Origin of the sequence: Halomonas sp. HMF6819 (assembly GCF_044335525.1) — a bacterium.
In the GTDB taxonomy this organism is placed as follows: Bacteria; Pseudomonadota; Gammaproteobacteria; order Pseudomonadales; family Halomonadaceae; genus Vreelandella.
Window position 1 is genome coordinate 62,959 of record NZ_JBIQVY010000004.1, and the last position, 24,443, is coordinate 87,401.

Genomic DNA, 24,443 nt, shown 5'->3' on the forward strand with positions numbered 1-24,443 from the left:
CCTGTTAAAAATTCGCAGTGGAGGTGAATAGGCCAACGCGCAAGTCGTTCGCCTGATAGATGTCGCGTCCGTCCACGGACACCGTGCCATCGGCGATGCCGAGAATCAGCCGGCGCGTGATGACCCGCTTGATATTGATACGGTACGTGACCAGTTTCGCATCGGGCAGGATCTGCCCGCTGAACTTCACTTCGCCGCAGCCCAGCGCCCGACCGCGCCCGGGATGACCCAGCCAGCCCAGATGAAAGCCGACCAGCTGCCACATGGCGTCGAGCCCCAGACAGCCCGGCATGACCGGATCACCCGGGAAGTGGCAGTCGAAAAACCAGAGATCCGGGGTGATGTCGAGCTCGGCGATCAGCTCGCCCTTGCCATGCTCACCGCCTTCTTCGTGAATGTGCGTGATGCGGTCGAGCATCAGCATGTTGGGTGCCGGCAGCTGCGCATTGCCGGGGCCGAACAGCTCGCCGCGCGAGCACGCCAGCAGTTCTTCGCGATCAAAGGAATGTTGCTTGGTCACTGAATCGTTCCGAGGTTCAAGGTGGACGTTGGCCGTCCGTCGCACCGGCGTTACGCGCCGGGGTCGCCACGAACGGCGGGCAAGGCCACGCCTAGTCTACTTCCGGAAACCGCTGAATGCACGCCATCGTCGATCTATCGTTGAGTTGGCGCGGGGTTAGTGCGCGCTCAAAGCGCCTTGAACGCCTCCAGTGCCCGCTGGCGCGCCGCCTTGTGATCGACGATCGGCTCGGGGTAGTCGAGCTTCGTCAGCATGTCGTTTGGCGGGGCGTGACGCGCCTTGGCGGGCAGCTCGGAAAGTTCCGGTAGCCACTCGGCGATGAACTCGCCGTCCGGGTCGAAGCGTGTGGATTGGGTGGTGGGGTTGAAGATACGAAAGTAGGGCGCGGCGTCGGTGCCGGTGGAGGCCGCCCACTGCCAGCCGCCGTTGTTGGAGCAGAACTCGCCATCCACCAGGTGTTCGAGGAAAAACCGCTCGCCCCGGCGCCAGTCAATCAATAGATGCTTGCTCAGAAACATCGCGGTGACCATGCGCAGGCGGTTGTGCATCCAGCCGGTATTGACCAGTTGGCGCATGGCGGCATCGACGATCGGGTAGCCGGTGCGCCCTTCACACCAGGCCTTGAAGCCCTCGTCATCGTCACGCCACTCAAGTGCTTTGGTGTGTTCCTGAAACGGCTCGTGGCGCGACACCCGGGGGAAGCCGAAGACCACGTGCTGGTAGAACTCGCGCCACACCAGCTCGTTGACCCAAGTGGTCAGGCCCTTGTCGCCGTCGGCGAGGTGGCCGCTGTTGTGGCTCATGACCGCCTGCATGCACTGGCGGTACGACAGCACACCGAGGGCGAGGTAGGGCGAGAGCTCGCTGGTGCCGGCGACGGCGGGGAAGTCGCGCTGCTCGTTGTAGCGCTTGGCGCGCTTTTGCAAAAAGCGCGCGAGCGCGTCGCTCGCCGCGTCCTCGCCGGCAGGCCACGCCTTCTGGTTCACCGGCGTTTGGTCGAGCTCGGGCAGCGCCGCAATGGAGTTGTTGCCAATCGAAAGTTCGGCCTGCTTTTTCGGCGCGTCCAGCACGTGCAGCTGCGAATCCTTTAAATTCTTGTGCCAGGCCTTCGAGAACGGTGTGAACACGCTGTAGTACTCGTTCTTGCCGGTCAACAGCGTGCCCGGCGCAAACGCGACGGCGTCGTGATAGCCGTGAGCGGGAATGCCTTCGTGCTTGAACGCCTCGAGCACTTGGGCGTCGCGGCGATGCTCGTTGAGCGGGTACTGGCGATTGAAGTGCAGCCGCTCGATACCGTGCTCGCGCGCGATCTCCAAAAGCGCCTCGGCCGCCTGGTCGTAGCGGCCGATATCGCGGTGCAGAAGCGGAATGTTGAGTGCGTTCAGGCTCTCTTTCAGCGCGCGAACGCTTCTGTGCCAAAAGTCGATCTTGTTGGCGCCGTGGCCGTGTTCACGCCACTGCTCGACGCTGCGCAAAAACACGGCCACCACCGGGCCCTTTTCGGCGGCGGCCGCTAGTGCCGAGTGATCGAAGGTGCGAAGGTCGGTTCGAAACCAGACTAGCTGAAGCGCCATGACTCCCTCCCTGGAGTGTCAAAAACGCCGGCGATAAGAAGCCGGCGTCGGTAGAGTAGTGAACCCCTTAAATGAGTGAATCCGGCGCCGGCGCGTTACAGGATGCCGGATTCGCGCAGCAACGGGCGCAGCCTGGCGATCGCCTGGGGCAGGTCGTCACCGAGCATGTGGACATCGCTGTCGCGCAGATCGGCATCGCGCTGGCGGGCGACTTCGCCGCACACGCCGATCGGCACGCCAAGCGCCGTCGCGGCGCGCGGCAGTGCCTGGCGAATGAAGTCATCGCTTTCGCGCTGGCCGCTGGTCAGAAGCACCATCGAACAGTGCAACCGTGCCACTGCCTGGGGCAGGTCCTCGAGCGCAAGCGAGTGGTCGAGAAGCTGGACACGGTAGCCCTGTTCGCTCGCCATCAGGGCCGTCATCAGCACCCACAGCGGGCCCGGGTCGTCGGGCATGGCGTTGAGCAGAATCAGCGGGCCGCGGGTGGCCTGGTTGGCGTAGTGCAGGCGAATGCCAACCTGGCTGCGCAAAAACGCCTCCAGCGAGCGGCGCACCAGATCATCGGGTTCGATTGCCCACTTCGCTTCCAGCGTCGAGATCACCGGCTGCCACAGCTCGTTGACCGCGGTGCTCAGCGGATAGAGCGCCAGGCTTTGCTGATAGAGCGACTCGAGCTTGGTCAGGTCAATCGCCTCAATGGTGGCCAGAAGCTGCTGACGTTGACTCGCCCAGTCGCCGGCGTCCGGCGCCGGGGCCTCGACGGTTTCCGGCTGGTCGAGCAGATCCGCCACTTGGCTGACCGGCACCCCGCGATTGAGCCACTGCAAGATCCGCTCGATGCGGATGATGTCATCCTGGGCGTAAAGCCTGTGGCCCTTGGGCGTGCGCTGCGGGCAGATCAGCCCGTAGCGGCGCTCCCAGGCGCGCAGGGTGACCGAGTTCACCCCCGTCAATCGGGAAACTTCCCGAATCGGGTAAAGTGGCGTATCGGGTGGGTGGGTCGCCTTCTTGCTCATGGGCGCCATTGCCTCTTGGTTGCCTCGGGCCAGTGCCCCAGGGATCTTTCATGAATGGCGGCGGCGCGCAGCCATCATTACGCTGCTCGCCGTCTGGTATAACGTTCAAAGCCTTTTTTTGGTAGCGTACTTTGTACAACTTTTTGACGTTGGGTACAACCTTGCGCAGGCTAACGTTATACGGCCGTTTGATTTTGGTAACTCTCTGGTAGCTCTAACAATGCATTTCCAAGCTCCCGCCCGGAGAGCCAGGCATCCTCGACGCGGCTGCCGCGAAAGCTTTCGCCACACAGGGCAAGGCCCTGTTCGCTGTACAAGTATGACTCGCTGCCGGGTGCGCTTGCCTGGGCGTAGCGCCAGCGGTGGGCGCCTAGCTCGACTATGTCGGGCAGCACGACATTACGCGGCAGCAGCGAACGAAAGGCGGCGTAAAGCGCACAGGCGACTTCGTCCGCCGGGCGCTCGAGCATCTGCTCGCTCCAGTCGAGCTGGGCGAGCAGGCTAAGGCTTTCCGGCTGGTGCCCGCGGCCGGGCTTGGTGTGATTGCGCGATACCAGCCGAAGCGCCGGATGGCGCGCGTGCAGCGTGTCCCAGCGGGTAACGTTTTCGATTGGCGGCAGCGGCGTTTCAAATACCACGTAACCGGCCCAGCAGCTTCGCTGGGCGCGCGCGCTGCACGCCCTGGCAAGCGTCAAATCCCACTCGCCCATCAGCGCCTCGGCCTGGGGCGGCGGGGCGGTGATCACGACCGTATCGAAGGCGCCAAGCGGCTGATGTTGATCGCCGCAAAGCGCCCAGTCGCGCTCGCCGCCGGTTAGCTTTGTCAGCGTCTGAACGCGGGTGTCGAAGTGGGTCTTTACGTGGTCAAAGCGAGTAAGGCGATTGGCGAGTTCGCGGGTGATCGCGCTCATGCGGGGGGCGCCTGCGTAGCGGCGCTGGTCGTCATCGAGCTTCGCCCAGCCGGCGTCGCTGACCTCGAAACTGGCGCCGGGCCAGCAGGCGACCACGCCCTGGTTTTCGAGTGATTCGATCAACTGCGAAAACCGCGCGTCGCGCACGGTGAAGCTCTGAGCGCCGAGATCCAGCGTGGCGGTGGGGCGGCGTTTGCTAGCCATGCGCCCGCCCGGGCCGCGTGCCTTATCGAACAGGGTCACGTGAATACCCTGTTCGGCCAGCGTTTGAGCGCAGGCTAGGCCTGACATGCCGGCGCCGATTACGGCAACGCGTTCAGGGCGAGCAGCTCGGCGCGCTTTTTCGGGCATAAGTCCTCGCGTGAATGGATGACACTCAATATACTTATCGTACCATTTTAGTACAGCATTTGTGCAACTAATCGCCTGCGGGCTGAAGGAGGTTCTCGATGCGAATACTCGTAACCGGCGGCACGGGCTTTGTCGGCAAGCGTCTGTGTGAAAAGCTGATCGACGGTGGCCACCAGGTCGACGTCGTTTCACGCTCGCCCTCCCAGGCGGCTCGCGGGCTGCCCCGGGCGTGCAACACTGGAAAGAGCGCCATGGCGTTCATCGACACCCCGCCGGACGCCATCGTCAATCTGGCCGGCGAGCCGATTGCCGGTAAGCGCTGGAGCGATGCGCAGAAAAAACGCCTGATCAGCTCGCGGGTCGAGGCCACTACGGCGCTGGTCGAGTTCTGCAAGGCGCTGAAAAAAGCCGGCAAGCCGCTGCCCGCGGTGATGGTCAGCGGCTCGGCCATGGGGTATTACGGCGATCAGGGCCATAAAAAGGTAGACGAAGAGACCCCGCCTCACCCCGAGTTCGCCCATCGACTGTGCGCCCAGTGGGAGGCCGCCGCCGAGCCCATCAAGGCGCTCGGCGTGCGGCTGGCGATTGTGCGAATCGGTTTGGTGCTCGGTGAAGGCGGCGGTACGCTCGCTAAAATGCTGCCGCCGTTCAAGCTGGGTCTGGGCGGGCGCTTTGGCGACGGGCGCCAGTTCATGCCCTGGGTGCACCGGGAAGACCTCGTCGAGGCGATTCTGTACCTGATCAACAAGTCCGGGCTCGAAGGGCCGTTCAACGCTGGCGCCCCACACCCGGTCACCAATAGGGAGTTCACCCAAACCTTGGCGCGCCACCTCAACCGCCCGGCGATCTTCCCGGTGCCCGCCTTCGTGCTGAAAGCGGGGCTCGGCGAGATGTCGCGGCTCTTGCTGACCGGGGCCGACATGCGCCCGGAGCGCCTGCACGCGGCGGGCTTCAACTTCGGCTACCCGACCCTCGACAAGGCGCTTGACGACATTCTCGGCGACGACTGACCCACCTCACCTTCATCTTTCACGCCTTACCCTGGCGCCGGCATAAGCGTCAGGCGTTGGGGTCGACGGTAATCACCACCCGCACCGCGTCCAGACGCAGGCGAGTGGCGTTGATCGCCTCCAGCAGCGCGCCGCGCTCGCGTTCGAGCGCCGCTAGCTCCTCGTCGCGCACCGCCGGGTTGTGCTTTGCAAGCGAGCGCAGTCGGTCGAGCTCACCGTCGAGCTGAGCGCGCATCTTCTCGCGCGCCTGCTCTAGTAGCCCCGGTAACGCTTTTTCCGCTTCCTCCTCGCCTTGACTCAACAGCGTGCGCAGCTCGCTCACCCGGCTCTTGATCAGGTCGCGGGCCATCGACTTGTTGACCTTCTGGACGTTTTTTGAGAGCCCGGTGAAGGAGATGTTGGCGGTCAGATTGGCGCCGGATTCGTCCATCAGCACGCGCACCGCCGTGGGCGGCAAAAAGCGGTTGAGGTGCAGCGCTTTAGGCGCCGGGCAGTGGGTGCAGAACACCAGCTCCGCCATCAGCCGCCCGCTCGGAATAGACGGGTGGCGCAGCAGCGCAAGCGCGGTGTTGCCCATGGTGCCGTCGATCACCCGGCCCATCATTTCGCGCACCAGCGGGTGCTCCCAGCCAAGCCGGTGCACGTCGTCGCGGGCCAGCGCCACGTCGCGGCGGTAGGTGGCGGTAAAGCCCTCTTCGCCTTTCACCAGCCCCGGCAGGCCGTCGAGCATGTGTGAACCCGGCGCGAGATAGATCAGGTCGTTACCGACCTCCTGGCTGTCGACACCGAACACGTCCAGCGCCCGCTCGACATAGCGCGGCAGGGCGGTATCCTCGTCGAGCTCGCGCACCGCCTCGACCACCTGCTCGGCGCGCTCACTCCGGCAGGCGTTGAGCTCCAGCAAGCGGTTACGCCCGGCTTCGCGCTCGGCCATTTTCTCGGTGAAGAAGGCGCGCGTGTCAGCGATGATCTCGTCGAGCGCTTCGTCGTCCAAAAGCGCGTCGGCCAGCGCGTCGCCGAAGGTCTCGAACAGCTCGCTTCCGACGCCGTGGGGGGCAGCGAAGGCGCTCATGCCTTCGTGGTACCAGCGCAAAAGCCGCTCGCCGGGCGAGGCGCTAAAGGCGGGTACGTGCAGCTCGATGGCGTGGCGCTGGCCGATCCGGTCGAGGCGCCCGATACGCTGTTCGAGCTGGTCCGGGTGCTGGGGCATGTCGAACATCACCAGATGCCGGCAGAACTGGAAGTTGCGCCCCTCGGAGCCGATCTCCGAGCACACCAGCACCTGGCAGCCCTCTTCTTCATCGGCGAAGGCCGCTGCGGCGCGGTCGCGCTCGATCAGCGAGAGATCCTCGTGGAACACTGGGGCCTGGTAGCCGCCAAGCACGCGCAGCGCCTCGGAAAGGCCTTCGGCGGTTTCGCGGTGGTGCGCGATCACCAGCACCTTGTCGCCGGCAAGGCCTTCCTCGCTGGTATCGGCGAGCTTCTCGAGTAGCCAGTTCACCCGCGGGTCGATCTGCCACCAGGGCTCGCCGTTGAGCGGGTCATCCGAGAGCGCGCGGTAGGTGGCGTCCGGGTAGATCAGCACGTCCGGGTGATCCATGCCGGTTTCGATCAAAAGCTCGTCGAAGTAGTCCTCGTCGCGCTCGACCCGGCGCAGCACGCGTCGATAGGCTGAGGGCAGCTCCAGCGTGCTCTGGTGCAGGCGCCGCTCGGGAAAGCCGCCCACGTGGCGGCGGCTGTTGCGAAACATCACCCGGCCGGTGCCGTGACGATCGAGTAGCGCGTCGCGAAGCCGAGTTTTGGCCTTCGCCTTATCGTCGTCGCTGGCGCTTTCGCTGCACAGCGTGTCCAGCAGCGCTTGGCCGTCGGCGTCATCGACCACCGCCGCCACCCGCTCGCGATCAGACGGCAGCGCGTCGAGCGCTTCGATGGCACAGGCCACCTCGACGTAGTGCGCCTCCTCCTGCTTGAAGCGCGCGATATCATGATAGCGCTCCGGGTCCAACAGGCGCAGGCGGGCGAAGTGGCTCTCCAGACCCATCTGCTCGGGCGTTGCGGTCAACAGTAGAAGGCCGGGGATTTGGCCGGCGAGTTGCTCGACGCAGCGATAACCCGGGCCGCTTTCACCGTCGGCGTGCCAATCCAGGTGGTGCGCTTCGTCGACGATCAACAGATCGAAGTCGCTCTCAAGCGCCTGGGCCTGGCGCGCTTCGTTGGCGAATAGCCACCCCTGACTTGCCAGAATCAACTGGGCGCTCTCGAACGGGTTGGCGCCGGCCTGGGCCTGGCTTTGGGTTTCGTCGAGCAGCGTGACGCTTAACGAGAAGCGGCGCAGAAGCTCCACCAGCCACTGGTGGGTGAGGCTATCGGGCACCAGCACCAGTGCGCGGGAAACGCGCCCGGCCAATAGTAGTCGGTGCAGAATCAACCCGGCCTCGATGGTCTTGCCAAGGCCCACCTCGTCGGCGAGCAGTACCCGCGGGGCGTGGCGGCGCGCGACTTCGTCGGCGATATAGAGCTGGTGAGGGATCAGGTCGATGCGCGGGCCGCTAAAGCCGAGCGCTTCGTGCTGCTCGATGCGCTGGTGGTGGTGCAGCGTGCGAAAGCGCAGGTCGAACCAGTCGTTGCGATCCACCTGGCCGGTCAAAAGACGGTCGCGGGCCTGGTTGAACTGCATGGTGTCGGCCAGGCGCGTTTCGGGAAGCTCGCGGGCGACGCCGTCGTCGTCCAGGCCTTGGTAGATGATCAACCCCTGACGCTCGCTGCTTTCGCTGACGGTGATCTGCCAGCCGTCGGCGGCGATCACCCGGTCACCGCTGCCGAACACCACGCGGGTCAGCGGCGCCTGACGGGTGTTGTAGGTGCGGGTTTCCTGACTGGCACTGAACAAGATGGTCACGCTGCGGGCGTCGCAGTTGAGTACGGTGCCCAGCCCAAGCTCGGCCTCACCGTCGCTGATAAAGCGCTGGCCGGGGGTAAAATCGCTCATGATGCCTCAAGGAAGTTCAAAACGGGGCGAGCCGCCTGCGTTCAGGCGGCGATAGGGCGGGGGATTCTAACGCAAAGGCGGGGCGGTATTAAGCGCCGAGTCGCTTAATTATCGAGCCAGCGGTCGAGCTGCGAGCGGGTCAGCTCGCCGACGTGGACTTCCTGAGTGCGGCCATCGGCGTCGAACAGCACGGTGGTGGGTAGGCCCGGGGCGTCAAAACGCGCCATCAGGGTCTGGCTCGGGTCGCGCAGCGCCACCTCGAAGGAGAGCGCCTGATCATCGAGATAGCGCACCACCGGCAGCAGGTCCTCGCCCTGATTGACGATGACGACGCTCACTCCCTCCAGGCCGTCGGCCTGCTCGAGTAGCGGCATTTCGCGCCGGCACGGCGGGCACCAGGTCGCCCACAGGTTGACGATCAGCCGGTCGCCGCGCGCGGCCAGGTCCGGCAGGTAAACCGGTTCGCCGTCGAGGTTTTCAAGCGTCACCTCCGGCAGCGCGCTCACCGCAAAGCGCTGCTCGTCCACGCTCACCATGACTGCGACCAGCCAAAGCGCCGAGCTGAGAATCAGCAGGATAACGGCGATGCCTAGCGCCTTCAGGTTTTTACGCAGCGACCAGGCGCACCACAAAAGCCCCGCCATCAAACCGCCCAGCGGATGATAGCCCGGCTGCCAGAGCTTCAGCGCTTCGAGTGGGGCATCGGCGAAGCTTCCCATATTGAGCAGCACGTAGCCCACCCGCGCGCCTACCAGCCAGCAAAGGATTAGCCCGCTGAACCAGCGGCTTTTTTGCCGCGCATTAAGCGGCAGGCAGTAGTGGCTCGTTAGCAGCAGCAGAAGCGCGGCGCCCAGGGCGAACAGGCGAGGCAGCGAAAGAAGGAGCGGGCCTAGGGCAATCGCGTTCATGGTTTTTCCGTTGAGCAGTTACACTGGGGCACCATATCATGCACGCCACTGTTTACGGAGAACTCCATGACCTCGTCCGGCATCGACGTACTGCGAGCGCTGGCGATCGGCTCCCAGGCGCTGGGGCTTGCGCTGATCATCGCGCTGGAAACCGTGATGGGCAACGCCGCCCGTCCTTGGCAGGGCGTGGTGCTCGCCATCATGCTCGTCACCGCGCTGCTGATCGCGCTGGCCAGGCTCTACCGGCGCAACCGCCAGCGCAAGGAGGCGGATGCGCGCCGCGCGCACCTAAAGACGGGCGCCGACGATGGCTAGCCGCCGGCCGTGGCTGGCCGCGCTGTTGGTGGCGGCGCTGGCGCTTGCCGGCTGCGTCGACGAGGACGCTCCCCGCGAGGCGCAGGTGGCGATCGACCGCGCCCAGGCCGAGGATACCTGGCTTGGTGAGCGGGTCGCCCGCGCGCTGGAGAGGCAGAGCGCGCCGGACGGCTTTGCGCTTTTGGCCAACGGCCAGCAGGCGTTCGAGACCCGGGTGGAACTCATCCACCGCGCCGAGCGCTCGCTGGATATCCAGACCTACCTGTTCGGCGACGGCCAGACCACGCGGCTGGTCATGGAGGAGTTGATCGAGGCCGCCGAGCGCGGCGTGCGGGTGCGCCTGCTGCTCGACGACATGGGCGCCATCGGCCAGGGCGAGCGGCTGGCGGCGCTGTCGAGCCACCCTGGTATCGAGGTGCGGGTATTCAACCCGGTGGCCTTCGGCCGCGGCCATCTCGCCACCCGCGTGCTGGCCTCGTTCACCGCGCCCAAAACCCAGCACCGGCGCATGCACAACAAGCTCTGGATCGCCGACAACACCGTTGGCATCGTCGGCGGGCGCAACCTGGGCGATGAATACTTCGATGCCAACGAGTCGCTCAATTTCGCCGACCTGGACCTGGTCACGATCGGTGAGGTCGTGCCCGAGCTTTCGCAAAGCTTCGACGACTACTGGAATCACGATCTCGCCCAGCCGATCGCCCGCTACCATTCGGTCGAGGCGAGCGCCTGGCAGCCCTTCGCCGATGAGCTCGACTGCTGGCTCGACGATAACGCCGAGGCCGACTACCTCGTTCGGCTGCGCGAGTCGCCCTCCGAGGCGCCGCCCTGGCGTACGCTTTTCTGGGGCAGCGCCCAAACGTTCTGGGACAGTCCGGACAAGATCCACTCCGACGGCGCACCCCACTGGCAGGCCACGCTTCTAGGCGAGCTTTTACGCAACGCCGAGAGCCGAGAGCGGCTGGTGATGATCTCGGCCTACTTCGTCCCCACTCAAGCCGGCGTCGAGCGGCTGGAGGCGCTGGCAGCCCAGGGCGTGGCCATCGACATCATCACCAACTCGCTCGAATCCACCGACGCGGCGGTGGTGCACGGCGCCTATATGCCTTGGCGGGCGCGGCTCATCGAGAGTGGCGTGCGCCTTTATGAGCTGCGCCCGGAGCAGGAGGCGAGCGATGACGACGCCATCGAGGAGATGCGCGTACCCGGCGCCTCCACCTCGGCGCTGCACATCAAGGCGCTGGGCTTCGATGATCAGGTGTTCATCGGCTCGTTCAACGTCGACCCGCGCTCGGTGTTCTGGAATACCGAGGTGGGCGTGCTGGTCGAAAGCGACGGGCTACGCGAGGCGTTTGAGGCGCTGGTCGAAGTCGGCCAGCGGCCAACGATCAGCTACCACGTTACCCTCGAAGACGGCGTGCTGGGGTGGGAGTACGAGCACGAAAGCGAACGCCGGCGCGTGGTCGAGGAGCCCGGCAGCTGGTGGCGTCATGTCAACGCCTGGTTTAGCCAAACCGTTCATCTGGAACCCTTGCTGTAGCGCGCGCTGCGTTAAGAAGCGTTAGAAAAGAGGCTTGTATTTTCGTCCCGGCAGTTTCAAATTGATACCAGCGCTAGCGACAGCCTGCGCGACTCAAATACCGGGAGCGACGAATAACATGATCAAAAAACGCACACTCGTGGCCGCCATCGCGGCTTCCTCTCTTGCCTTGACCGCCACCGCCCAGGCTGAAGTTAAAATCGGCTTTCTGGGGGGCTTTACCGGCGGTATCGAAAGCCTGACGCCGCCGATCTTCGAAGGCGCACAGCTGGCCGTGGCCCAGATCAACGAGCAGGGCGGCATTCTGGACGGTGAAACGCTCTCCATGCCGTCTGGCGACACCACCTGTTCTGACGCCTCGGCGGCCTCCAACGCCGCCGACCGCATGGTCAACTCCGAAAACGTCACGGCGATCGTCGGCGCGCTTTGCACCGGCGCGACCATTGCCGCGGCCAACAACGCCGCGATTCCCGGCGGCGTGGTGATGGTGTCACCGGCCTCCACCGCGCCGGCGGTCACCGAGCTCGACGACAACGACCTGGTCTTCCGCACCGTGCCCTCGGACGCCTTCCAGGGCGAAATGCTCGCCAAGCTGCTGCTCGACAAGGGCATCGACGTCGTGGCGGTCACCTTCGTCAACAACGACTACGGCCAGGGACTGTCCGACGCTTTCAGCGCGGCGTTCGAAGCCGGCGGCGGCGAGATCACCGACAACCTCGCCCACGAGGACAACCGCGCCGACTACCGCTCGGAACTCGGTTCACTCTCCGCCGGCGGCGCCGATACGCTGGTGGTGCTGGCCTACGCCGACACCTCGGGGCAAACCGTGCTGCGTCAGGCTTACGAGAGCGGCATGTTCACCCAGTACGTGGGCGCCGACGGCATGGTCGGCGATAGCCTGGTCGAGGCGATCGGCGCCGACGTGCTCGACGGCATGATCGCCACCCGCCCGGGAAGCCCGGATCTCCCCGGCACCGACATTTTCGAAAGCGCCGCGAATGATGCCGGCTTCGACCCCAGCGCCGTGTTTGCCGCTCAAGCCTATGACGCCGCCTTCCTGCTGGCGCTGGCCATCGAGCAAAACGGCAGTGCCGAGCGCGAAGGCCTGGCTGAGGCGCTGCGCAGCGTGTCGAGCGAGCCCGGCGAGGTGATTCTGCCCGGCGAGTGGGAAAAGGCCGTGGGGCTGATTGCCGAGGGCACCGAGATCAACTACGAAGGCGCCTCCGGCTCGCATGAGTTCGACGACAACGGCGACGTGCCCGGCGTGGTCGTCGAGATGGCGGTGGAAGACGGCAGCTTCGTAACCAAGGGCCAGCTCGATTTGTAAGCCGTAAAGCGTAGAACCCGCGTAAAAAAACGCCCCGGGCCGAAAGCCCGGGGCGTTTTTCGTAGCGACCGGCGTTTAGCCGTGGGTCTTGATGTTCTCCGGCAACAGCCCCTTGGGCGCGAAGCGCAGCACGATCGTAATCAGCATGCCGATCACCAGTACACGGGCCTGCAGCGCGCGGCTGTCCAGGTTGTTGGGCATCTCCCAGCCGGCGCCTTCGCCGATGCTCGTCACCAGATCCATGACGTAAAGCGCCAGTGGCTCGGACATGATCCAGATAATGTACACCGCCACGGCGCCGAAGATCGTGCCCAGGTTGTTGCCGGGCCCGCCGAGAATCACCATCACCAGCACCAGAAAGGTGTGATTGAGCGGCAGATACCCCTGGGGGTCGAAGAGACTGTTGAAGGTGCCCAGCACGCCGCCGCCCAGGCCCATCAAAATGCAGCCCAGCACGAAAATCTCGAGGCGTCGCCGGTTGATGTCCTTGCCCATGGCCGCCGCCGAGACTTCGTTGTCGCGAATGGCGCGGATCATCCGCCCCCAAGGGGCGTGGTAGGCGCGGTGCAGCAAAAAGAAGATCGCCGCGATGATTACCGCGGTCAGCGACAGGTAGATCGCCCGCGACAGCGTAAAGCCGAGCTCGGCAGGCCCGGGCGTCGGCCAGGGCAGCGGCGACACCGTGGCGGTACCGCGGGTCAGCCAGTCGGAGTTTTTCAGAAACGCCTTGATGATCTCGGCGATACCGAGGGTGGCGATCGCCAGGTAGTCGCTTCGAAGCCCCAAGCAAATATGGCCGATGAAGTAGCCCACGCCGCCGGCCAGCGCCCCGCCGACGATCCAGCCGACCCAGGGCGGCAGCCCAAAGCCGCCGACGAAGCCCGCGCGGCTTTGAATCTCGCCGGTCACCTCGCGAAGCAGGCTAATCACGGTGAGATAGAGCACCACCGCCAGCACCACGGTGACCACGGTGCGCAGCCGTTTGGGCATGCCCAAGCGGTCGAGCCGGCTCACGCCGACCACCACCAGCACCGCGGCGATGCCATAAAGCAGCACGCGGCCGAGCTCGAAGGGAAGCTCTGTGCCCCAGAAGGCGTCGTTGACTGGCACGCTAAAGAGCATGGCGCTAAAGCCGCCAAGGGCCACGAAGCCCATGACGCCGGCGTTGAACTGCCCGGCGTAGCCCCACTGAATGGTCAGGCCGAGAGCCAGAATGGCGTAGCAGGCCGCCTCGACCAGCATGCGCGTGCTGTAGGCCGCGCCCATCAGCGCGTAGACGCCGAGCACCGCAATCAAAAGCGCGGCGAACAGCACCATCTCGCGCAGCGGGAAGCGCCGCGTGACGGTGGCATCGCGGGGCGTATAGGATGAGGTTTTATCGTTCATTAGATCACCTTGCCCTTGAAGAGCCCCGTGGGGCGCCAGATCAGAATTGCCACGAGAATGAAAAACGGCACCACGATCTTGTATTCGGTACCCACGAAGGCCAGATTCGACGGAAGCTCGAGCCACTCGGGCAAGCGCTCCTGGAACGGGCGCAGCAGCACGTTCCAGTTGAACACTGCCAGGGTCTCGGCAAAGCCCACCACGAAGCCACCGGCGATCGCCCCGTAGGGGTGGCCGACGCCGCCGACGATGGCCGCGGCAAAGATCGGCAGCAGCAGAAAGAAGCTCAGATCCGGCTTGAAGGTGACGTCAAGCGACAACAGCGTGCCGGCAATGGCGGCGAGCCCGCCGGCGATCACCCAGGTGACGGCGACGATGGTGTTGGTGTTGATGCCCGAGGCCTGGGCGAGCTCCGGGTTGTCCGACATGGCGCGCATCGCCTTGCCCAGCCGCGAGCGGTTCAGGAACACCGCCAGCGCCACGACCGCCACCACCGTAATCACGAACAGGTAGAGCTGCGGCTCGGTCACCACGATTGGCGCTCGGGCGCCCTCGAAAGGTAGCCCCAGGCGGAAGATCTCCTTGCGGTCATCGACGTAGAGACTCTGGCCGCCGGTGCCGGCGAACAGGCGAATCAACCCTTGCAGCATCAGCGTCACCCCGAGTGAGCCGATCACCATGACGATGGGCTTGACCCCGTGAGCGCGCAGCGGCTTGTAGAACGCCTTGTCGATACCGACGGCGAGCAGGGCGGTCAACGCCATGGCCAGCGGCAGCATGATCAGCGCGGTAGGCACGCCGATGCTGGCGCCCGCGGCGGGAAAGGCCGACGCGAGCAGCAGCACCATGAAGGCGCCGAAGGTCATCATGTCGGCGTGGGCGAAATGGGCGAAGCGCATGATGCTGAAAATCAGCGTCACGCCGATCGCCCCGATGGCGTAGATCGAGCCGGTAACGCTGCCGGCGATCAGGACGTTATTGATGAAAAAGACCAGTTCGTTCACGAGTATCTCCCCCGGGCTAGCCGCCCAAAAAGCTCTTGGCGACATCCGGGTCGGCGAGCAGCGCCGCTCCCGTATCGGTAAAGCGGTTCTGGCCGGCGGCCAGCACGAAGCCCTTGTCGGCGATGGCTAGCGCCTGCTTGGCGTTCTGCTCGACCATCAAAATGCCGACGCCGGCGGCGTTGATCTTCTTCACCCGGTCGAAGATCTCGTTCATGTAAAGCGGCGAGAGCCCGGCGGTGGGTTCATCGAGCAGCAAAAGCGTCGGCTCGGCCATCAGCGCGCGGCCCATGGCGACCATCTGGCGCTGACCGCCGGAGAGCTCGCCGGCACTCTGGCGGCGCTTCTCCTTGAGCGGCGGAAAGAACTCATACACCTGCTCGAGCATGCGCTTGACGTTGTGCGGCTTCAAATACGCGCCCATCTCCAGGTTCTCCTGCACCGAGAGGCTCGGGAAGACGTTCTTCTCCTGGGGGACGAAGCCCATGCCGCGCTTGACCAGCTGGTTCGGTGCAAGGTTCTGAATCGGCTCGCCGTCGAGCAAGATCTCGCCCTGATTGACGTTCAAAAGGCCGAACACCGCCTTCAACATGGTGGACTTGCCGGCGCCGTTGGGGCCGACGATCACGCCGACCTCATCGGCGTAGAGGGTCATGTCGACCCCGTTCAAAATGTTCATGCTGCCGTAGCCGCCGTGCACGTCGCGCGCGTCCAGAAGCGGCGCGGCGCTGACGGCCGGCGAGGGGGGTGACGCATCGTTGGACATGATCGAAAAGTCTCGAAAGAGTGTGTTGTTGTTGGCACCGCGCTAAGCGGCATCGCTGCCGAAATAGGCCTCGATCACCTCGGGGTTTTGCTGGATCTCCTCGATCGACCCCTCGACCATGACGCTGCCCTGGGCCAGCACGATGACCGGGTCGCACAGGCGGCTGATCATTTCCATGTCGTGCTCGATGACCAAAAAGGTGTAGCCCATTTCGCGATTCAGCCGCTCGATATTGCCCATCAGATCGCCCAGCAGCGTGCGGTTGACCCCGGCGGCGATTTCGTCGAGCAGCACCACTTTCGCGTCGGTCATCATGGTGCGACCAAGCTCTAAAAGCTTCTTCTGCCCGCCGGAAAGGTTGCCCGCCAGCTCGTTTCGCACGTGGTGCAGGCCCACGAACTCGATCACCTCCAGCGCCCGGCGGCGCACCTCGTCCTCCTCGCGGCGTACGAGCCCCGGCTTGAACCAGGTATTGAACAGGCGCTCGCCGGCCTGGTGCGGTGGCACCATCATCAGGTTCTCGAGCGCGCTCATCTGGCTGAACTCGTGGGCGATCTGGAAGGTGCGCAGTAATCCCTTGTGAAAGCGGGCGTCGGCGGGAAGCCGGGTGATCTCTTCGCCGTCGAGCAGGATATGGCCGCTGTCCGGGACGAGAGAGCCGGCGATCAGGTTGAAAAGCGTCGATTTGCCTGCCCCGTTGGGGCCGATCATGCCGGTGATGGAGCCTTTCTCGACCTTGATCGAACAGTCGTTAATGACGTGTAGCCCGCCGAAGGCCTTGTTGACGTGTTGTACTTCGATAATCGGGGTCATGGTGTCCTCTTGCCAGGGAAGGCAGCTGCCCGGCCATCGCCTGGCCCTTAAAAGGGCGGCGCCGGCGCGGCGACACGGCTCATGTGCGGGAGCGTCCCTGTGGGTGTCGGCTCGGATCGCGATCCAAACACCTGTATGAATTGTAGGATAGCCGCGTTCTTGGGCGCGGTTCGAGATCTACTTTGCGACAGAACGGAGCCGCTTTCCAGCCCCCTTGCGTTTAGGCTGCGTTAACCAGCGCGTTAAATGCGCGCGAGCCTAAACGCCGGGCACAAAAAAGCCCGCGCGGTGGCGGGCTTTCGGGGCGAGCGGCGGGCTTATTTCTTGCCGGCGCGCTTACGCTCGTTTTCGGTCAGGTGCTTCTTGCGCAGACGGATGTGCGACGGGGTCACTTCCACCAGCTCGTCGGAGTCGAGGAACTCGATCGCCTGCTCCAGAGTGAACTTGATCGGCGGCGTCAGCACGATGTTTTCATCGTTACCGGTGGAGCGCATGTTGTCGAGCTTCTTACCCTTGGTCGGGTTCACGACCATGTCGTTGGCACGGTTGTTGATACCGATCAGCATGCCTTCGTACACTTCGGTGGCGTGATCGATGATCAACTTGCCGCGCTCCTGCAGGGTGTAAAGCGCGTAGGAGAGCGCCTTACCGCCGACCATGGAGACCAGCACGCCGTTGCGACGCTCGATAGAGGCGTCGGGCTTGAGCGGGCCGTAGTGATCGAAGCGGCTGGTCAGGATGCCGGTGCCGGAAGTCAGCGTGAGGAACTGACCACGGAAACCGATCAAGCCGCGCGCCGGGATGATGAAGTCCAGGCGCACGCGGCCCTTGCCATCCGGGTTCATGTTGGAGAGCTCGCCCTTGCGGTAGCCGAGCTCTTCCATGATCGCGCCCTGGTGCTGCTCTTCGCAGTCGATGATGACTTCTTCGTAGGGCTCCTGCTTCTCGCCGTCGATCTCCTTGATGATGACCTCGGGGCGGCCAACGGCAAGCTCGAAGCCTTCACGGCGCATGGACTCGATCAGTACCGACAGGTGCAGCTCACCACGACCGGAGACCTTGAACTTCTCCGGGGTTTCGCCCTGCTCGACACGCAGCGCCACGTTGTGGATCAGCTCCTGCTCGAGGCGGTCACGAATGTTGCGGCTGGTAACGTACTTGCCATCTTTACCCGCAAACGGCGAGTCGTTGACCTGGAAGGTCATGGAAACGGTCGGCTCGTCGACGGTCAGCGGCGGCAGCGCTTCGACAGTGTTGACGTCGCACAGCGTATCGGAGATCGCCAGATTTTCGATACCGGTGACACAAACGATGTCGCCGGCGGTGGCTTCGTCGGTCTGCACACGCTCGAGACCCATGTGGGTCATCACCTGGCCGATCTTGCCCTTACGGGTATTGCCTTCCTTGGTGATCACGCTGATCTGCTGGCCGGGCTTGACGCTACCACGCTTGATGCGGCCAAGACCGATGACGCCGACGTAGCTGTTGTAGTCGAGCGCGGAGATCTGCATCTGGAACGGACCGTCGATTTCGACTTTGGGCGGCTCGACGATGTTGACGATCGACTTGAACATCGGGTCCATGCTCTCTTCGAGCGCGTCCGGTTCCATGCCAGCGATGCCGTTGAGCGCCGAGCAGTAGATGATCGGGAAGTCGAGCTGCTCGTCAGAAGCGCCGAGGTTGTCGAACAGATCGAAGATCTGGTCGATGACCCAGTCCGGGCGCGCGCCGGGGCGGTCGATCTTGTTGACCACGACGATCGGCTTCAGGCCCTGGGCGAACGCCTTCTGGGTGACGAAGCGGGTTTGCGGCATCGGGCCGTCGACGGCGTCGACCAGCAGCAGGACCGAGTCCACCATCGACATGACGCGCTCGACTTCGCCACCGAAGTCGGCGTGCCCGGGGGTGTCGACGATGTTGATGTGGTAGTCCGTACCCTTGTCATCCTGCCACTTGATAGCGGTGTTCTTGGCCAGGATGGTGATACCGCGCTCCTTCTCCTGGTCGTTCGAATCCATGATGCGCTCCTGGCCTTCGGCCTTACGATCAAGCGTACCGGATTGACTCAACAGCTTGTCGACCAGGGTAGTCTTACCGTGGTCAACGTGGGCGATAATGGCAATGTTACGAAGATTCTCGATCACGACGCGATCCTGCTGGAAAAATAGGGCGGCATTATAGGGTCTGGGGTGGGGCGACTACCAGCGCTGTCTTAAATAAAGAGGCAAGTCAATAACCCAATGGCGGCAGTTTTCGCCGCTTGGGCGCATCCGGTAAGATAGGCGTTTTCCCAACTGGGGCAAGGACATGACCATCGGCAACCTGATGCGTTTGTTAAGCGATGGCGACGTCCATTCCGGCGAGGCGCTCGGCCAGGCGCTGGGCGTTTCCCGCGCCGCGGTGTGGAAACAGCTCAAGAAGCTCGATGCCATGGGTGTGGAGCTGGTCGCGGTGAAAGGCCGCGGGTACCGCCTGGCCCAGCCGCTTGAGCCGCTGGACGGCAAGCGGGTCGTATCGGAGCTTCCCGCCGAGGCGCGCCATCTGCTGACGCGGCTGTTCGTGGAGGACCAGCTCCCCTCGAGCAACGAGTATCTGCGCGCGCGCTTCGATCAGGGCGCCGGCCACGGCGAAGTGTGCCTGGTCGAGCTGCAAACCGCCGGGCGCGGGCGGCGTGGGCGGGTGTGGTCCACGCCCTGGGGGCAGAGCCTGATGCTCTCGCTCGGCTGGCGCTTCGAGGCCGGGGTGGCCTCGCTTGAAGGGCTGAGTCTGGCGGTGGGCGTGGTGGTGGCTCAGGTGCTTGAGCGCCACGGGGTGGCGCCAAAGCTTAAGTGGCCCAACGACGTGTTGCTTTCTGACAAGAACGGCGAGCTCGGTAAGCTCGCCGGTATCCTGATCGAGGTGACCGGCGACGCCGCCGGCCCCTGCGAGGCAGTGATCGGTATGGGCATGAATCTCTTTTTGCCCCAGAGCCTGCGTGAGACGATCGACCAGCCGGTGGCCGCCCTTTTCGATGAGGTGCCGGCGCTTTCGCGCAATCAGCTCGCCGCCGAGGTGATCGCAGAGCTTCTGGCCATGCTCGCCGGCTTCGAGGAGCGCGGCTTTGGCGTCTGGCGCGACGAGTGGAACGCGCGCCACGCCTACAAGGGGCTCAATGTGCGCGTCATTCAGGGCGCCCGGGAAAGCGAAGCAGTCGCCGGCGACGTCAACGACAGCGGCAATCTCTGGGTGAGCGAAAACGGCCAGACGCGACGTTTGTCCGGCGGTGAGATCAGCGTACGCAGGCGCTTATGATTCTGGATCTTGATATCGGTAATACGCTTTCCAAGTGGCGCCTGAAGGACGCCGCGAGCAGCGAGATTCGCTCGCGCGGGGCGGTATGGACGCGGGAAGAGTGGCGCCCTGGCGCTGACATCCCGGATCTCGACGTGGTCGAGGCGGTGCGTATTTCAAGCGTCGCCCGCGCCGCGGTGCTCGACGACACGGTCAAGCTGTTGCGCCGCCAGGTGCGCCACGTCTTCGTCGCCAAATCGCTGCCCGAATCGCTTGGGGTGATCAACGGCTACGACGAGCCGGGCAAGCTCGGGGTGGATCGCTGGATGGGGGCGCTGGCGGGCTACCAACTCGCCGGCGGCTGCTGCGCGGTGGACTGCGGTAGCGCCATCACCGTCGACTTCGTGCTTCCCGGCGGCACACACCTGGGTGGCTTCATCATTCCCGGGCTCAGGCTGATGAAGGAGAGCCTGCAGCTTGGCACGCGCAACGTGGCGATCGACCCGGACAGCGAAGCCGAGGCGCTGCTGGAGCCTGGTCGGCGCACGGTGGACGCGGTCAATCACGGCATCTATATGGCGGCGGTCAGCGCGATCAATCGGGTGTACAGCGAGGTGTGCGACCAGCAGGGCGTCACGCTGCCGATGCTGTTGACCGGTGGCGACGCGCGGGTAATCTCCCGCGGAGTGCGTGTACCCCACGCGGTGTGGCCGGATATGGTGTATGGCGGGCTGGAGGCGAGTTTTCCGCTCACCTTCGCCGAGCGCGCCGGGCGCATGGCAGGCGCCCCGCGAGTGCCCGAGCCGGTGGCGCTGGAAAAAATTCGCGCAGCGCTTGCTTTTTCCATGCTGCTTTGACAGAATGCAGCGCGTTCCAAGGCAGTGCGGCCCGTGAAAGCGGTGTGCGCTGAGTCAAAAGCTTTGATAAATTAAGTAGCTATCTGGCTTGACACTGTTTTGGAGGCTGGCATAATGTGCCGCCACAGCTGGAGAGGTTCCCGAGTGGCCAAAGGGAGCAGACTGTAAATCTGCCGCGAAAGCTTCGAAGGTTCGAATCCTTCCCTCTCCACCAGTTTTACGGCAGCGTTGGTTTTTGCTGCTGGAGTTGAAAGCCGCAAGGCGTGTTTTTCGGTTGAGCTTGCCGGTTTTTGATTCATGTTTGATCAAGCGGGCGTAGTTCAATGGTAGAACCTCAGCCTTCCAAGCTGATGGTGCGGGTTCGATTCCCGCCGCCCGCTCCAGTCAAGCGTTTGTCGATTTGTAGCGTAAGTTAAGCTCATGTAGCTCAGGGGTAGAGCACACCCTTGGTAAGGGTGAGGTCGACGGTTCAATTCCGTCCATGAGCTCCATATTTCGAAAAAAGCGGGCATTGCTCGCTTTTTTTGTCTTGTCGCCGCGCGATGCGGTAGACGATGTGTAAGGGTTGTCAAGATGGCGGTTCTTCGCTATCATGTCGCCCGCTGTAGCGCAGGTGTGCAAACGCACACGATGATACAGGCCAGTGGCTCAATTGGCAGAGCAGCGGTCTCCAAAACCGCAGGTTGGGGGTTCGAGTCCCTCCTGGCCTGCCAACCTTCCCCAGGTTGGTATGTCTTTTTCAAGAATTCCAAGTCGCTTGCTGCACCCTGAGGAGTCTCGTTTTCATGAAGCCTAGTTCCGTAAAACCTGGCGCCGAGGTGCAACAATCACGTCACGATGGCCTCAAGTGGGTAGCCGTCGCGGCGCTGCTTGTCGTTGCCGTTGTGGGTAACACGTATTTTGCCGATGTCGCCTTGCTCTACCGGGTGTTAGGCGTTGTGCTTTTGTGTGTCGGTGCCGGTCTCATTGCGCTGACCACGACCAAGGGTCGCGCTCTGGTCGAGCTTGCGGTTAGCGCCAAGAAAGAGATTCAACGGGTCGTTTGGCCCACGCGCGCCGAAACCATTCAGACCACCGCCATCGTGCTGGTGGCCGTCATGGTGGTCGGCCTGATGCTCTGGTTGATCGACACGCTTCTTGGCTGGGCAATGTCCGGCGTCATTGGTTAGGAGTTTTCATGTCCAAACGTTGGTATGTCGTCCACGCCTATTCCGGCTTTGAAAAGCACGTGATGCGCTCGCTCATCGAGCGGGTAAAGATGTATGGCATGGAAGACCGCTTCGGCGAAATTTTAGTGCCAACGGAAGAGGTGGTCGAAATGCGCGACGGCAAGCGCCGCAAGAGTGAGCGCAAATTCTATCCGGGCTACGTGCTGGTCGAGATGGAAATGGTCGACGAAACCTGGCACCTGGTCAACGAGACGCCCCGCGTAATGGGATTCATCGGTGGCACCAAGGAGAAGCCGGCGCCGATCACTACCCGCGAAGCGGACGCTATTCTTCATCGCGTCAAGGATGGCACCGACAAGCCGCGGCCGAAGACCATGTTCGAGCCGGGCCAGTCAGTGCGCGTCACCGACGGGCCGTTCGCCGACTTCAACGGTGTCGTCGAAGAAGTGAACTACGAAAAGAGCCGTCTGCAGGTCAGCGTGCTGATCTTTGGTCGCGCCACGCCGGTAGAGCTCGAGTTCTCCCAGGTCGAGAAGGACTAGGTCGAGAAAGAGCGAGCCGGAAAAGAGCAGGGCAGGATAGGCCGGTCGAACGAGACCGCGCAATAAAACGATTTTCATGTAAAGCGGCACTGGCCGTTTTACGTACACCGGGGAGCCGTCAGGCGTTATCACCCAACTGGAGTAATCACCATGGCCAAGAAAGTACAGGCTTATATCAAACTGCAGGTCGCTGCAGGTAAAGCCAATCCGAGTCCGCCCGTCGGCCCCGCGCTGGGTCAGCACGGCGTCAACATCATGGAGTTCTGCAAGGCGTTCAACGCTGCAACCCAGGATATTGAAGCCGGTCTGCCGACGCCTGTCGTGATCACCGTTTATTCCGACCGTAGCTTCACGTTCGTCACCAAAACCGCGCCTGCTGCCGTGCTGCTGAAAAAAGCCGCTGGCATCAAGTCCGGTTCTGGCGTACCGAACAAGCAAAAAGTCGGTACCGTGACCCGCGAGCAGCTCGAAGAGATCGCCCGCACTAAAGAGCCGGACATGACGGCCGCCGATCTTGACGCCGCCGTACGCACGATCGCTGGTAGCGCTCGTAGCATGGGCCTAAACGTGGAGGGTCTCTGATCATGGCTAAACTGTCCAAGCGCGCGCAGAACATTCGCGCCAAAGTAGACACCAAGAAAGCGTACTCTCTGGAAGAAGCGGTCAACCTGCTCTCCGAGCTCTCCACCGTGAAGTTCAAGGAGTCCGTGGACGTGGCGATCAACCTGGGCGTTGATCCGCGTAAATCCGACCAGGTCGTTCGTGGCGCTACCGTCATGCCTAACGGTACTGGCAAGGACGTACGCGTTGCCGTGTTCACCCAGGGTGCCAACGCCGACGCCGCTAAAGAAGCCGGCGCCGATATCGTGGGCATGGACGAGCTGGCCGAGCAGGTCAAAAAGGGCGTGATGGACTTTGACGTCGTCATCGCCTCGCCGGACGCCATGCGCGTTGTGGGCCAGCTGGGTCAGATCCTCGGCCCGCGCGGCCTGATGCCGAACCCGAAAGTTGGTACCGTGACGCCGGACGTCGCCACCGCGGTGAAAAACGCCAAGGCCGGTCAGGTACGTTTCCGCACCGACAAAAACGGTATTATCCACACCACGCTGGGTAAAATCGATTTTGAAGCGAGCGCCGTTGCCGGCAACCTGGAAGCGCTGGTCGCTGACCTGAAGCGTCTCAAGCCGAGCACGTCCAAGGGTATCTACTTTAAGAAAATGACCCTGTCCACTACCATGGGCCCGGGTATCACCATCGACCACTCCGCTTACGTCTAAACGTCGTCGGAACTCGATGGAGGCGCGCCGGGCACTGCCCGGCGCGCCTGACAGAAGTAAGGCAAGAACTTTGCGGTCCTCCACGCATGCGTGGAGCGCCGTCAAAGACCGCAGGTGCCAGCCGAGGCAACGTCTCGATGGCTTAATCGCTCAAAGCGCCTGCGCAGATGGTGTGGCCGCCAGTTGGTTGATGCTTTTAAGCAGCGCTTGTCTGGTGAGCACCATCCCTACGGCTTTCGGGGAGCGGTTGGCTCCGAAAGAGATGGTAACCACCGGGCCTTGAAGGTCCGGCACGAAGGAGTGATCACTGTGCCACTAGCACTTGAAGGCAAGAAAGCGATTGTTGCCGAGGTGAGTGAAGCGGCCAAGGACGCACTCTCCGTCGTAGTTGCCGATTCTCGCGGCGTGACGGTTGGCAAAATGACCGACCTGCGCAAGCAAGCGCGCGAGAATGGCGTCCAGATTCGTGTTGTCCGCAACACCCTGGCACGCCGCGCCCTCGAGGGCACTCAGTGGGAGTGTCTGACCGAGAGCTTCGTTGGCCCGACTCTGTTGGCCTTCTCCACCGATCATCCGGGCGCTGCCGCTCGTTTGTTCAAGGAGTTCGCCAAGACCGAGCAGAACTTCGAAGTAAAAGCGCTGGCCTACGAAGGTGAGCTGATTCCGGCTGCCGACATCGACCGTCTGGCAACCCTGCCGACTTACGACGAGGCTATCGCCAAGTTGATGTCGGTCATGAAAGAAGCCTCCGCTGGCAAGCTGGTTCGTACCCTGGCCGCCCTGCGCGACCAGAAGCAGGAAGCCGAAGCGGCGTAAACCGCTTCCCCTGCTGGCGGCGTGAAAACGCTGCCTGAACCGAGCAACGAATCCCGAGTCGTAAGACTCCCGCAAAGTTAGGAAT

General features: G+C 63.5%; 22 protein-coding genes and 4 tRNA genes. 15 read left to right on the forward strand and 11 right to left on the reverse strand.

Annotated features, from left to right (window positions below):
* Positions 1–4: 4 nt before the first annotated feature.
* The 4 genes from fabA to ACGLWX_RS12540 all read right to left on the reverse strand — a co-directional run bounded on the left by fabA (position 5) and on the right by ACGLWX_RS12540 (position 4,372).
* Positions 5–520 (reverse strand): 3-hydroxyacyl-[acyl-carrier-protein] dehydratase FabA, encoded by a 516-nt coding sequence (fabA, locus tag ACGLWX_RS12525; RefSeq protein WP_252105831.1) that lies wholly within the window; start codon positions 518–520, stop codon positions 5–7.
* Positions 521–687: 167 nt separating this feature from the next.
* On the reverse strand, positions 688–2,094 hold the full coding sequence (gene phrB, locus ACGLWX_RS12530) for a deoxyribodipyrimidine photo-lyase (protein ID WP_396240137.1): 1,407 nt from the start codon (positions 2,092–2,094) through the stop codon (positions 688–690).
* A 95-nt stretch (positions 2,095–2,189) separates the two neighbouring features.
* Positions 2,190–3,110: a MerR family transcriptional regulator gene (locus ACGLWX_RS12535; RefSeq protein ID WP_252105833.1), complete on the reverse strand. Its 921-nt coding sequence runs from the start codon at positions 3,108–3,110 to the stop codon at positions 2,190–2,192.
* 176 nt (positions 3,111–3,286) lie between these two features.
* Positions 3,287–4,372, reverse strand: a complete 1,086-nt coding sequence (locus ACGLWX_RS12540) for an NAD(P)/FAD-dependent oxidoreductase (protein WP_396240139.1) — start codon at positions 4,370–4,372, stop codon at positions 3,287–3,289.
* Between the two features lie 98 nt (positions 4,373–4,470).
* On the opposite strand from ACGLWX_RS12540, the gene ACGLWX_RS12545 reads away from it, so the two are divergent.
* Positions 4,471–5,382, forward strand: coding sequence for a TIGR01777 family oxidoreductase (locus ACGLWX_RS12545; RefSeq protein WP_396240141.1), 912 nt, complete (start codon positions 4,471–4,473; stop codon positions 5,380–5,382).
* 49 nt (positions 5,383–5,431) lie between these two features.
* Here the strand turns inward: ACGLWX_RS12545 and rapA are convergent, their stop codons facing one another.
* Both rapA and ACGLWX_RS12555 read right to left on the reverse strand, forming a co-directional pair.
* Complete coding sequence (rapA, locus tag ACGLWX_RS12550) at positions 5,432–8,371, reverse strand: RNA polymerase-associated protein RapA (protein WP_396240143.1); 2,940 nt, start codon at positions 8,369–8,371, stop codon at positions 5,432–5,434.
* 104 nt (positions 8,372–8,475) lie between these two features.
* Entirely contained in the window at positions 8,476–9,279 is an 804-nt protein-coding gene (locus ACGLWX_RS12555; protein WP_396240145.1) for a prolipoprotein diacylglyceryl transferase family protein, read from the reverse strand.
* 66 nt (positions 9,280–9,345) lie between these two features.
* On the opposite strand from ACGLWX_RS12555, the gene ACGLWX_RS12560 reads away from it, so the two are divergent.
* The 3 genes from ACGLWX_RS12560 (at position 9,346) to ACGLWX_RS12570 (ending at position 12,461) form a co-directional block, all read left to right on the forward strand.
* A complete protein-coding gene (locus ACGLWX_RS12560) occupies positions 9,346–9,594 on the forward strand; it encodes a hypothetical protein (protein WP_396240147.1) in 249 nt (82 codons plus the stop codon).
* On the forward strand, positions 9,587–11,134 hold the full coding sequence (locus tag ACGLWX_RS12565; protein WP_396240149.1) for a phospholipase D family protein: 1,548 nt from the start codon (positions 9,587–9,589) through the stop codon (positions 11,132–11,134). Before ACGLWX_RS12560 ends, ACGLWX_RS12565 begins: the two co-directional genes overlap by 8 nt.
* Before the next feature lie 118 nt (positions 11,135–11,252).
* Positions 11,253–12,461, forward strand: coding sequence for an ABC transporter substrate-binding protein (locus ACGLWX_RS12570; RefSeq protein ID WP_396240151.1), 1,209 nt, complete (start codon positions 11,253–11,255; stop codon positions 12,459–12,461).
* Between the two features lie 75 nt (positions 12,462–12,536).
* Here ACGLWX_RS12570 and ACGLWX_RS12575 read toward each other — a convergent pair whose 3' ends face one another.
* From ACGLWX_RS12575 to typA, 5 genes are all read right to left on the reverse strand, one after another.
* Positions 12,537–13,847: a branched-chain amino acid ABC transporter permease gene (locus ACGLWX_RS12575; protein ID WP_396240153.1), complete on the reverse strand. Its 1,311-nt coding sequence runs from the start codon at positions 13,845–13,847 to the stop codon at positions 12,537–12,539.
* The gene (locus ACGLWX_RS12580; protein ID WP_263585824.1) at positions 13,847–14,851 is read right to left on the reverse strand and encodes a branched-chain amino acid ABC transporter permease; all 1,005 of its coding nucleotides are present in this window, start codon (positions 14,849–14,851) and stop codon (positions 13,847–13,849) included. Before ACGLWX_RS12580 ends, ACGLWX_RS12575 begins: the two co-directional genes overlap by 1 nt.
* Before the next feature lie 16 nt (positions 14,852–14,867).
* On the reverse strand, positions 14,868–15,614 hold the full coding sequence (locus ACGLWX_RS12585) for an ABC transporter ATP-binding protein (RefSeq protein ID WP_396240155.1): 747 nt from the start codon (positions 15,612–15,614) through the stop codon (positions 14,868–14,870).
* A 42-nt stretch (positions 15,615–15,656) separates the two neighbouring features.
* Positions 15,657–16,427, reverse strand: coding sequence for an ABC transporter ATP-binding protein (locus ACGLWX_RS12590; RefSeq protein WP_396240157.1), 771 nt, complete (start codon positions 16,425–16,427; stop codon positions 15,657–15,659).
* A 317-nt stretch (positions 16,428–16,744) separates the two neighbouring features.
* Complete coding sequence (gene typA, locus ACGLWX_RS12595) at positions 16,745–18,571, reverse strand: translational GTPase TypA (protein WP_252105845.1); 1,827 nt, start codon at positions 18,569–18,571, stop codon at positions 16,745–16,747.
* Between the two features lie 163 nt (positions 18,572–18,734).
* Here typA and ACGLWX_RS12600 point away from each other — a divergent pair, with 163 nt between their 5' ends.
* The 11 genes from ACGLWX_RS12600 to rplJ all read left to right on the forward strand — a co-directional run bounded on the left by ACGLWX_RS12600 (position 18,735) and on the right by rplJ (position 24,358).
* Positions 18,735–19,718: a biotin--[acetyl-CoA-carboxylase] ligase gene (locus ACGLWX_RS12600; RefSeq protein WP_396240159.1), complete on the forward strand. Its 984-nt coding sequence runs from the start codon at positions 18,735–18,737 to the stop codon at positions 19,716–19,718.
* Positions 19,715–20,554 (forward strand): type III pantothenate kinase, encoded by an 840-nt coding sequence (locus ACGLWX_RS12605; protein ID WP_252105847.1) that lies wholly within the window; start codon positions 19,715–19,717, stop codon positions 20,552–20,554. Before ACGLWX_RS12600 ends, ACGLWX_RS12605 begins: the two co-directional genes overlap by 4 nt.
* 130 nt (positions 20,555–20,684) lie before the next feature.
* A tRNA-Tyr gene (locus tag ACGLWX_RS12610) sits at positions 20,685–20,768 on the forward strand.
* A gap of 95 nt (positions 20,769–20,863) precedes the next feature.
* Positions 20,864–20,937, forward strand: a tRNA-Gly gene (locus ACGLWX_RS12615).
* Between the two features lie 33 nt (positions 20,938–20,970).
* A tRNA-Thr gene (locus ACGLWX_RS12620) sits at positions 20,971–21,045 on the forward strand.
* Positions 21,046–21,191: 146 nt separating this feature from the next.
* A tRNA-Trp gene (locus ACGLWX_RS12625) sits at positions 21,192–21,267 on the forward strand.
* A gap of 72 nt (positions 21,268–21,339) precedes the next feature.
* Positions 21,340–21,723, forward strand: coding sequence for a preprotein translocase subunit SecE (gene secE, locus ACGLWX_RS12630; protein ID WP_252105848.1), 384 nt, complete (start codon positions 21,340–21,342; stop codon positions 21,721–21,723).
* Positions 21,724–21,731: 8 nt separating this feature from the next.
* Positions 21,732–22,265 carry a transcription termination/antitermination protein NusG gene (nusG, locus tag ACGLWX_RS12635; protein WP_252105849.1) on the forward strand — a complete coding sequence of 178 codons (534 nt, stop codon included), beginning with the start codon at positions 21,732–21,734 and terminating at the stop codon, positions 22,263–22,265.
* Positions 22,266–22,415: 150 nt separating this feature from the next.
* Entirely contained in the window at positions 22,416–22,847 is a 432-nt protein-coding gene (gene rplK, locus ACGLWX_RS12640; protein WP_252105850.1) for a 50S ribosomal protein L11, read from the forward strand.
* A 2-nt stretch (positions 22,848–22,849) separates the two neighbouring features.
* Positions 22,850–23,542, forward strand: coding sequence for a 50S ribosomal protein L1 (gene rplA / locus ACGLWX_RS12645; protein ID WP_252105851.1), 693 nt, complete (start codon positions 22,850–22,852; stop codon positions 23,540–23,542).
* A 309-nt stretch (positions 23,543–23,851) separates the two neighbouring features.
* Positions 23,852–24,358, forward strand: coding sequence for a 50S ribosomal protein L10 (gene rplJ / locus ACGLWX_RS12650; RefSeq protein WP_263585833.1), 507 nt, complete (start codon positions 23,852–23,854; stop codon positions 24,356–24,358).
* The last annotated feature ends 85 nt before the right edge of the window (positions 24,359–24,443 follow it).

Bases quoted from the DNA above. Each gene is read 5' to 3' on its own strand.
- nusG (WP_252105849.1), top strand. From the start codon at position 21,732: ATGTCCAAACGTTGGTATGTCGTCCACGCCTATTCCGGCTTTGAAAAG.
- ACGLWX_RS12570 (WP_396240151.1), top strand. From the start codon at position 11,253: ATGATCAAAAAACGCACACTCGTGGCCGCCATCGCGGCTTCCTCTCTT.
- ACGLWX_RS12565 (WP_396240149.1), top strand. From the start codon at position 9,587: ATGGCTAGCCGCCGGCCGTGGCTGGCCGCGCTGTTGGTGGCGGCGCTG.
- secE (WP_252105848.1), top strand. From the start codon at position 21,340: ATGAAGCCTAGTTCCGTAAAACCTGGCGCCGAGGTGCAACAATCACGT.
- ACGLWX_RS12575 (WP_396240153.1), bottom strand. From the start codon at position 13,847: ATGAACGATAAAACCTCATCCTATACGCCCCGCGATGCCACCGTCACG.
- ACGLWX_RS12555 (WP_396240145.1), bottom strand. From the start codon at position 9,279: ATGAACGCGATTGCCCTAGGCCCGCTCCTTCTTTCGCTGCCTCGCCTG.
- ACGLWX_RS12590 (WP_396240157.1), bottom strand. From the start codon at position 16,427: ATGACCCCGATTATCGAAGTACAACACGTCAACAAGGCCTTCGGCGGG.
- ACGLWX_RS12540 (WP_396240139.1), bottom strand. From the start codon at position 4,372: ATGCCCGAAAAAGCGCGCCGAGCTGCTCGCCCTGAACGCGTTGCCGTA.
- ACGLWX_RS12600 (WP_396240159.1), top strand. From the start codon at position 18,735: ATGACCATCGGCAACCTGATGCGTTTGTTAAGCGATGGCGACGTCCAT.
- ACGLWX_RS12545 (WP_396240141.1), top strand. From the start codon at position 4,471: ATGCGAATACTCGTAACCGGCGGCACGGGCTTTGTCGGCAAGCGTCTG.
- phrB (WP_396240137.1), bottom strand. From the start codon at position 2,094: ATGGCGCTTCAGCTAGTCTGGTTTCGAACCGACCTTCGCACCTTCGAT.
- ACGLWX_RS12585 (WP_396240155.1), bottom strand. From the start codon at position 15,614: ATGTCCAACGATGCGTCACCCCCCTCGCCGGCCGTCAGCGCCGCGCCG.
- ACGLWX_RS12605 (WP_252105847.1), top strand. From the start codon at position 19,715: ATGATTCTGGATCTTGATATCGGTAATACGCTTTCCAAGTGGCGCCTG.
- ACGLWX_RS12560 (WP_396240147.1), top strand. From the start codon at position 9,346: ATGACCTCGTCCGGCATCGACGTACTGCGAGCGCTGGCGATCGGCTCC.
- rapA (WP_396240143.1), bottom strand. From the start codon at position 8,371: ATGAGCGATTTTACCCCCGGCCAGCGCTTTATCAGCGACGGTGAGGCC.
- ACGLWX_RS12535 (WP_252105833.1), bottom strand. From the start codon at position 3,110: ATGAGCAAGAAGGCGACCCACCCACCCGATACGCCACTTTACCCGATT.
- rplK (WP_252105850.1), top strand. From the start codon at position 22,416: ATGGCCAAGAAAGTACAGGCTTATATCAAACTGCAGGTCGCTGCAGGT.
- rplA (WP_252105851.1), top strand. From the start codon at position 22,850: ATGGCTAAACTGTCCAAGCGCGCGCAGAACATTCGCGCCAAAGTAGAC.